The organism is Dysgonomonas mossii, from assembly GCF_004569505.1.
GTDB lineage: Bacteria > Bacteroidota > Bacteroidia > Bacteroidales > Dysgonomonadaceae > Dysgonomonas.
The window spans coordinates 1-389 of the sequence record NZ_SPPK01000142.1 but is presented as its reverse complement, the minus strand read 5'-3'; the positions used below and the strand labels follow the sequence as shown (position 1 = coordinate 389).

Below are 389 nucleotides of genomic sequence, written 5' to 3'. Positions count from 1 at the left end.
AGCTGTGTATAAGAGACAGCCTCTTCCTTGCGCACGCGCTCGTAGAGCATGGGCTCGAGTTCGAGCGCGTAGTTGTTCTTGTCGCCCTCCTTCTTCACCTCGGGCGGATAGGCCAGCGTGTAGGACATGCCGGGCTTGCCGGGCACCAGCTTGGAGATGCCGTCGCAGAAGGTGTAGCTCATGTCCATGACGCGGCCCACGTCGCGGATCGCCGCCTTGGCCGCCATGGTGCCGAAAGTGGCGATCTGGCTCACGGCGTTCTTGCCGTACTTGTCCTTCACGTAGTCGATCACCCGGTCGCGGTTGGACTGGCAGAAGTCGATGTCGAAGTCGGGCATCGACACCCGCTCCGGGTTCAGGAAACGCTCGAACAGCAGGTTGTACTGCAG

Annotated in this window: 1 protein-coding gene; it reads right to left on the bottom strand. The window is 61.4% G+C overall.

Features of this window, described 5'->3' with window-relative positions:
* The coding region (locus E4T88_RS19090) for a hypothetical protein (RefSeq protein WP_221411846.1) at positions 1–389 on the bottom strand (389 nt) is incomplete at both ends.